Origin of the sequence: Kitasatospora sp. NPDC057738 (assembly GCF_042798815.1) — a bacterium.
GTDB lineage: Bacteria > Actinomycetota > Actinomycetes > Streptomycetales > Streptomycetaceae > Kitasatospora > Kitasatospora lactacystinica.
This window is the reverse complement of the sequence record NZ_JBHVJT010000016.1, coordinates 119,783-128,734: the sequence shown is the minus strand read 5'-3', so window position 1 is coordinate 128,734 and position 8,952 is coordinate 119,783. Positions and strand designations below refer to the sequence as shown.

Here is an 8,952-nt window from a genome sequence, read left to right as displayed (position 1 = left end):
GAGGAGTTCGCGGCCCGCTGGAAGGCCGAGGGCCGCAAGACCAGCCGGCTGGCGGTCTCGCACGCCTTCCACTCGGCGCTGATGGAGCCGATGCTCACCGAATTCGCCGCTGTGCTCGGCGGGTTGACCTTCGCCGAGCCGCAGATTCCGGTCGTCTCCAACCTGACCGGCGAACTCGCCGAGCCCGGCCTGCTCACCACCCCCGACTACTGGGTCCGCCAGGTCCGGGAGGCCGTCCGCTTCGCCGACGGCGTCGAGGCCCTGCACCGCGAGGGCGTGAGCCGGTTCGTGGAGCTGGGCCCGGACGCCGTGCTGTCGGGTCTGGTCGGGCAGCAGCTCGCCGAGGGCGTGGGCGCCCCGCTGATGCGCCGTGACCGCGCGGAGTCCGAGACCGCGCTGACCGCGCTCGCCACCCTGTGGACGAGCGGCACCGAACTCGACTGGTCCCGGGTCGTCACCGGCGGACGCCGGCTCGACCTGCCGACCTACGCCTTCCAGCGGCAGCGGTACTGGCCGAAGCCGACCGCCGGGGCGGGCGACGTGAAGGCCCTCGGCCAGACCGGGGCCCGGCACCCGCTGCTGGGCGCGGTCGTCGCCCTGCACGGCGGGGGACTGGTGCTGACCGGGCGGCTGAGCCTGGCCGTGCACCCCTGGCTCGCCGACCACGCCGTCCTGGAGACCGTGCTCGTCCCCGGCACCGCCCTGGTGGAGATGGCGCTGAGGGCGGGCCGCGAGGCCGGCTGCGAGGTGCTGCGCGAGCTGGTGATCCAGTCGCCGCTGGTGCTGCCGCAGCAGGGCGGCGTCGGCGTCCAGGTGAGCGTCTCCGAGGCCGACGAGGCCGGGGACCGCACCGTGCAGGTCCTGTCGCGCTCCGAGGCGGAGGACTCCGCGTGGGTGTGCCACGCGACCGGGGTGCTCTCCCCGGCGGGCGCCGCCGCCCCTGCCGCCGACGGCTCCGCCACCCCGGCCGCCGACGGCTCCGCCGCTGCCGGGACCTGGCCGCCCGTGGGGGCCGAGCCCGTCGACCTCGACGGCTTCTACGACCGCCTGACGGCCGTCGGCTACGGCTACGGACCGGTGTTCCAGGGCCTGCACGCGGCCTGGAGCGACGGCGACAGCGTCCACGCCGAGGTGCTGCTCCCCGAGGCCGCCGCCGGCCAGGCGCAGGCGTACGGCCTGCACCCCGCGCTGCTGGACGCCGCGCTGCACGCGGTCGGCTTCTCCGCCGCCGTGGACGCCCACCGGGCCGCCCGGATGCCGTTCGCCTGGACCGGCGTCCGGCTGCACGCGGCCGGTGCCGCCGTGCTGCGGGTCACCCTGACCGTGACCGCCGACGGCGTGGCGCTGAGCGTCGCCGACGGCACCGGGGCGCCCGTCATGACCATCGAGTCCCTGGTGCTGCGGGAGGTCGAGGCCGAGCAGCTGCGCCCCGCCGTCGGCCCGGCCGTCGCCGAGGCGCTGTTCGCGCTGGACTGGACCCCGGTCACGCCGTCGGGAGCCGCCGGTGCCGGGCCCGCGACCTGGGCCGTGCTCGGTGCGCCCGCCCCGGGCGGCGCGGACACCCCCGCGCCCGCCGTCCCGCCGCTCGACGCGCCCCGGTACGCCGGGATCGCCGAGCTGGTCGCCGCGCTCGACGACGGACGCCCGGCGCCCCAGGCCGTCGTGCTGCCCGTCCCCACGACCGCCGCCGAGGCCGTCGACCTGCCCGCCAGGGTGCGGGAGACGGCCGGCCGCCTCCTGACGGACCTCCAGGCCTGGCTGGCCGCGGAGCGGCTGGCGGACACCCGGCTGGTGGTCGTGACCCGCGGCGCCGTCGCCGTCGGCCAGGAGCCCGTCGACCTGGTCGCCGCCGCGGTCCGGGGCCTGGTCCGCTCCGCGCAGACCGAGAACCCCGGCCGGATCGTGCTGGTCGACCTGGAGGGCGAGGCCCCGGCCGACGACTGGTGCCCGGTCGCCGCCCACGGCGACGAGCCGGTGCTGGCAGTCCGCGACGGCGCCGTCCTCGCCGCCCGGCTGGCCCGGCCCTCGGACACGCTCGCCGTGCCGTCCGGCCGGGAGGCCTGGCGCCTGGACACCCTCGGTCCCGGGACGCTGGAGAACCTCGCCCTGGTCCCCGCGCTGGACGCCGACCGGCCGCTCGGCCCCGGCGAGGTGCGGGTCGCCGTCCGCGCCGGCGGCGTGAACTTCCGCGACGTGCTGCTCGCGCTCGGCATGTACCCGGAGCGCGCGCCGATGGGCGCCGAGGCGTCCGGCGTGGTGGTCGGGACCGGCCCCGGCGTCACCGACCTCGCCCCCGGCGACCGGGTGTTCGGCTTCTTCTCCGGCGGCATCGCCGCCACCGCGGTCACGGCCCGCGACCTGCTGGCCCGCATCCCCGCCGGCTGGACCTTCGCCCGGGCCGCCGCCGTCCCGCTGGTGTTCGCGACGGCCTACTACGGGCTGCGCGACCTGGCCGACGTCCGGCCCGGCGAGTCCGTGCTGGTGCACGCCGCCGCCGGCGGCGTCGGCATGGCCGCCGTCCAGCTCGGCCGGCACCTGGGCCTCGACGTCTACGGCACGGCCAGCGCCGGCAAGTGGGACGTGCTGCGCGCCCAGGGCCTCGACGACACCCGCATCGCCTCCTCCCGCGACCTGGACTTCGAGGAGTCCTTCCGGGCCGCCACCGGCGGACGCGGCGTGGACGTCGTGCTCAACGCGCTGGCCGGCGAGTTCGTCGACGCCTCGCTGCGCCTGCTCGCGCCCGGCGGCCGCTTCCTGGAGATGGGCAAGGCCGACGTCCGCACCGACCTCCCGCGCGAGGACGTCCGCTACCGCGCCTTCGACCTCGGCGAGGCCGGACCGGTGCGGATGGGCGAGATCCTCGCCGAGGTCATCGCCCTGTTCGACGCCGGCGCGCTGCACGACCTGCCGACCACGGCCTGGGACGTGCGCAACGCCGTCGAGGCCTTCCGGCACATCGGCCAGGCCCGGCACATCGGCAAGAACGTCCTCACCGTCCCGGCGCCGCTCGACCCCGAGGGCACCGTCCTGATCACCGGCGGCACCGGCACCCTGGGCGGGCTGCTGGCCCGCCACCTGGCCGCCGAGCACGGCGTACGGCACCTGCTCCTGCTGAGCCGTCAGGGCCCGGCCGCCGCCGGCGCCGCGGAACTGGTCGCCGACCTGCGGGAACTGGGCGCCGAGGCGACCCTCGCGGCCTGCGACGCCGCCGACCGCGAGGCGCTGGCCGCGGTGCTCGCCGCGATCCCCGCCGAGCACGCGCTCACCGGCGTCGTGCACACCGCGGGCGTCCTGGACGACGGCGTGTTCGGCGCGCTCACCCCGGCCCGGCTCGACGCCGTGCTGCGCCCCAAGGTGGACGCGGCCGTCAACCTGCACGAGCTCACCGCCGACGCCGACCTGGCCGCGTTCGTGCTCTACTCCTCCGCCGCGGGGACCTTCGGCACCGGCGGCCAGGCCAACTACGCGGCCGCGAACGCCTTCCTGGACGCCCTCGCCGCGCACCGCCGGGCGCACGGCCTGCCCGCGCAGTCGCTCGGCTGGGGCCTGTGGGCGAAGGCCAGCGCCCTCACCGGGCACCTCGCCGAGGGTTCCACCGTGACCAGCGGCGACCGGCTCTCCGGCACGCTGACCGCCGAACTCGGACTGGCCCTCCACGATCGCGCGGCCGCCCTGCCCGCCGCGCACCTGCTGCCGGTCCCGCTCGACCTCGCGGCCGCCCGCGCCTCGGGCGCCGAGCCGCCGTCCCTGCTGCGCGGCCTGGTCCGCCCCACCCTGCGGCAGGCCGCCGACGGCCCGGCGACGGGCGGGCAGGCCACGCTGGAACGCCGGCTCCGGGGCCTGGAGGACGGCGAGCGGCGGCAACTGCTGCTCGACCTGGTCCGGACGAACACGGCCACCGTGCTCGGCCACGCGGGTGCCGAGGCGGTCGGGCCGCAGCAGGCGTTCAAGGACCTCGGCGTCGACTCGCTGGCCGCGGTGGAACTGCGCAACCGGCTGAACACCGCCACCGGCCGGCGGCTGCCCGCCACCCTGGTGTTCGACTACCCGACGGCCGCGGCCCTCGCGGACTTCCTCGCCACCCTGCTGCTCGGGGCGGCAGAGGAGGCCGACCGGCCCCGCGCGACGGCTGCCGTCGCCGACCCCGGCGAGCCGATCGCCATCGTCGGCATGTCCTGCCGCTTCCCCGGCCACGTGGCCTCCCCGGCCGACCTGTGGCGACTGGTCTCCACGGGCGGGGACGGGATCGTGCGGTTCCCGGCCGACCGCGGCTGGGACCTCACCGGGCAGTCCGGCGCCTACGCCACCCTCGGGGGCTTCGTCGACGGCGTCGCGGACTTCGACGCCGGCCTGTTCGGGATCTCGCCGCGCGAGGCGCTGGCGATGGACCCGCAGCAGCGCCTGCTGCTGGAGGCCTCCTGGGAGGCCTTCGAATCCGCCGGCCTCGATCCCCGGGCGCTCAAGGGCGAGCCGATCGGCGTCTTCGCCGGCGCCGCGCCCTCCTACTACGGCGTCGACGTGGACCTGCCCCAGGACACCGAGGGGCACAGGCTGACCGGTGGCGCGACCAGCGTCCTGTCCGGCCGGGTGGCGTACGCGTTCGGGCTGGAGGGCCCGGCGATGACCGTGGACACGGCCTGCTCGTCCTCGCTGGTCGCGCTGCACCTCGCGGCGCAGGCGCTGCGTTCCGGCGAGTGCGACCTGGCCCTCGCGAGCGGGGTGACGGTGATGACCGGCTCCGGAGTGTTCACCGAGTTCGCCCGGCAGGGCGGGCTGGCGGCGGACGGCCGCTGCAAGCCCTTCGCGGCCGGCGCGGACGGTACGGGCTGGGGCGAGGGCGTCGGCGTGCTGGTGGTCGAGCGGCTGTCGGACGCCCGGCGGCTCGGGCACCAGGTGCTGGCGGTGGTGCGGGGCAGCGCGGTCAACCAGGACGGCGCGTCCAACGGTCTGACCGCGCCGAACGGTCCGGCTCAGCAGCGGGTGATCCGGCAGGCCCTGGCGAGCGCCGGGCTGACGGCCGCCGAGGTGGACGCCGTCGAGGCGCACGGCACCGGTACCAGCCTGGGCGACCCGATCGAGGCGCAGGCGCTGCTCGCCACCTACGGCCAGGGCCGCGGTGACGAGCCGCTGTGGCTGGGCTCGATCAAGTCCAACATCGGCCACACCCAGGCGGCGGCCGGTGTGGCGGGCGTCATCAAGATGGTGCAGGCGCTGCGGCACGGCGTGCTCCCGGCGACGTTGCACGCGGAGCAGCGGACCTCCGAGGTGGACTGGTCGGCGGGCGCGGTGGAACTGCTGACCGAGGCCCGGCCGTGGCCGGAGGCCGGTCGCCCGCGTCGCGCGGGTGTGTCCTCCTTCGGGATCAGCGGCACCAACGCCCACGTGATCCTGGAGGCGGCTCCGGCGGTGGTGGTCGAGGAGACGGAGAGCACCCAGGGCGTGCTGCCCTGGCTCGTGTCGGGACGCTCGGCCGGCGCGCTGGCGGCGCAGGCCGGGCGGATGGCCGAATTCCTCGGCGGGGAGCCGGAGTTCGCGCCGGTGGAGGTGGCGGGGACGCTGCTCTCCCGGGCCGTGCTGGAGCACCGTGCGGTGGTGTTCGGCGACGACCGGGCGGCACTGCTGGACGGTCTGGCCGCGCTGGCGGACGGGCGCTCCTCGGGCGGGGTCGTCTCCGGGATCGCGACCGAGGGCCGGACGGCGTTCCTGTTCACCGGTCAGGGTGCGCAGCGGGTCGGCATGGGCCGGGACCTGTACGAGGCGTTCCCCGCCTTCGCGGCGGCCTTCGACGCGGTCTGCGCGGAGTTCGACCTGCTGCTGGACCGGCCGGTGAAGGACGTGGTGTTCGAGGGCGTCGAGGATCTGGACCGTACGGTGTGGGCGCAGGCCGGGCTGTTCGCGGTCGAGGTGGCGTCGTTCCGGCTGCTCGAATCCTGGGGCGTGGCACCGGAGTTCCTGCTCGGGCACTCGATCGGTGAGATCGCGGCCGCCCATGCGGCGGGCGTGTTCTCGCTCGCCGACGCGTGCGCCCTGGTGGCCGCGCGCGGCCGGCTGATGCAGGCGCTGCCCGAGGGCGGAGCGATGCTGGCGGTGCAGGCCACCGAGCCCGAGGTCTGCGAGGCGATCGGCGACCGCCTGGACGTCGCGGCCGTCAACGGCCCGACCTCCGTGGTGGTTTCGGGTCCGGTCGAAACGATCGAGGAGTACGCCGCGCGCTGGAAGGCCGAGGGCCGCAAGACCAGCCGGCTGACCGTCTCGCACGCCTTCCACTCGGCCCTGATGGAGCCGATGCTCGAAGAATTCGCCGCCGTCCTCGCGGAGTTGACCTTCAACGAGCCGCGCATCCCGATCGTCTCCAACCTGACCGGCGGGATCGCCGAGCCCGGCCTGCTCACCACCCCCGACTACTGGGTCCGGCAGGTCCGGGAGGCCGTCCGCTTCGCCGACGGCGTCGAGGCCCTGCACCGCGAGGGCGTGACCCGTCTCGTCGAGCTGGGTCCGGACGGTGTGCTGACCGCGCTCGCCGCGCAGAGCGCGCCCGACGCGGTCGGCGTGCCGCTGCTGCGCAAGGACCGGGACGGCCGCGAGACCGTCCTGACCGCGCTGGCCGTGCTCTGGACGGCGGGCGCCGCGATCGACTGGTCCGCGCTGCTGCCCGCCTCCCGTCACCTTCCGCTGCCGACCTACGCCTTCCAACGGGACCGCTACTGGCCGGACCCGGCCCAGGCCCCGGCCGGCAAGCCGCAGGACGCCGACCCGGCGGACCCGGCGGAGGCCGGGTTCTGGGCCGCCGTGGAGCGCGGCGACCTGGCGGAGCTGGCCGACACGCTGGACCTCGGCCCGCAGGCGCTGGACCCGGTCGTGCCCGCGCTCGCCGCGTGGCGGACCCGGCGTCGCCGGGACGCGACGATCGACGGCTGGCGCTACCGCGTCGACTGGACGCCGCTGACCGGCCTGCCCGCCACGGGGCTGCTGGACGGCGGCTGGCTGGTCGTCGCGCCGCAGGACTCCGAGCTGACCGAGTGGGCCACCGCCGCGCTCCGCTCCGCCGGGGCCGAGGTCACCGTCGTGGTCGACCCGGGCACCGGCCGGGACGCGCTGGCCGCCCGGCTCGCCGAGGCGGCCGGAGCGGCGGGTGAGGTCTCCGGCGTCCTGTCGCTGACCGCCGCCGTCGGCTCCGCGCTGCCCGGATCGGCGCTGCCCGAGGGCACCGCCGCCACCGTGGCCCTGCTCCAGGCGCTCGGCCGCGCGGGGATCGGGGCGCCGCTCTGGGTGGCCACCCGGGGCGCCGTCCGCACCGGCGGGGACGATCCGCTGGACAGCCCGGCCCAGGCGTCGGTCTGGGGCCTCGGCCGGGTGGCCGCGCTGGAGAACCCGGAGCGCTGGGGCGGCCTGGTCGACCTGCCGGTCACCGTGGACGCCCGTGCCGGCGACCTGCTGACCGTCCTGCTCGGCGAGGACCCCGGCGAGGACCAGGTCGCGATCCGCGGGACGGGCCTGCTGGCCCGCCGACTGGTGCGCGCCCCGCTGGACACCGCCGTTCCGGCGCCCGAGGGCTGGCGGCCCACCGGAACGGTCCTGGTGACCGGCGGGCTGGGCGCGCTCGGCGCCGACTCCGCCCGGTGGCTGGCCCGGCGCGGCGCCGCGCACCTGGTGCTGCTCGGCCGGCGCGGCGCGGACACCCCCGGCGCGCGGGAGCTCGCGGCCGAACTGGCCGGGTACGGCAGCCGGGTCACCCTCGCCGCGTGCGACGTGGCCGACCGCGACGCCCTGGCCCGCGTGCTGGCCGCCGTGCCGCAGGACCTGCCGCTGACCGCCGTGCTGCACGCCGCCGGGGTCGACGGCCTGGGCCGGCTGGACGAGGCCGACGCCGACGGGCTCGACGCGGTGCTGGCCGCGAAGCTCGGGGGAGCGGTGCACCTGCACGAGCTGACCGCCGGGCTCGACCTGGAGCAGTTCGTCGTCTTCTCCTCGATCGCCGCGGTCTGGGGCGGCGGCGGACAGGGCGCGTACGCGGCGGGCAACGCCTTCCTGGACGCCCTGGTGGAGCACCGCCGGGCCCGCGGCCTGGCCGGCACCTCGGTGGCCTGGGGAGCGTGGGCGGGCGCCGGACTGGCCGTCAGCGGGGACACCGGCGGTCTGCTGCGCCGCGGCGTCACCCCGATGGATCCCGAACTCGGCGTCCAGGCCCTCGCCCAGGCCGTGGACCGGGCGGAGAGCGGTCTGACCGTGGCCGACGTGGACTGGGATGTCTTCGGCGCGGCGTTCACCTCCGCCCGGCCCAGCCCGCTGCTGCACGAGCTGCTGGACGAGCCGGCGGCGGCCGCGGGCGCGGAGCCGGCGGCGACGGGAGACGCCGACGAGGCGTCCGCCCTCGCCTCCTTGCGGGCGACGCCACCCCCGCGCCGGCGCCCGCAGATCCTGGTCGACGTGGTGCGGGCCGAGGCGGCCACCGTGCTGCGCTACCAGGACGGCCGCTCCGTCGCGGCCGGCCAGGCGTTCAAGGACCTCGGCTTCGACTCCTTGACCGCGGTCGAGCTGCGCAACCGGCTGAGCCGGGTGACCGGCCTGCGCCTGCCGCCGAGCCTGGTGTTCAACCACCGCACCCCCCAGCGGGTGGCCGCCTTCCTCGGCGAGGAACTGGGCGTCCTGGTCGAGGAGCGGCCCGCCGGCCCGGACGAGGCGGCGGTCCGCGCGGCGCTGGCGGCCATCCCGATCGAGCGGCTGCGGGAGGCCGGACTGATGGACACCCTGCTGAGCCTGGCGGACCCGGCGCCGTCGGGCACACCCGGGACACCCGACCGGCCCGACGGCCCGGACCAGCCGGACGGTCCGGACGTGCCGGTCGGGTCGGACGACCTTGATGATCTGGACGACCTGGACGATCTGGACGCCGACGCGCTGATCGAGATGGCCCTGAACACCGAACGAGACGACGCCTGAGCCATGGAGAAA

At 77.0% G+C, this 8,952-nt stretch carries 1 protein-coding gene; it reads left to right on the top strand.

The annotated features are described in order from the left end of the window. The coding region (locus ACFVGO_RS11625) for a type I polyketide synthase (protein WP_380631441.1) at window positions 1-8,940 on the top strand (8,940 nt) is incomplete at its 5' end. Between the last annotated feature and the right edge of the window lie 12 nt (window positions 8,941-8,952).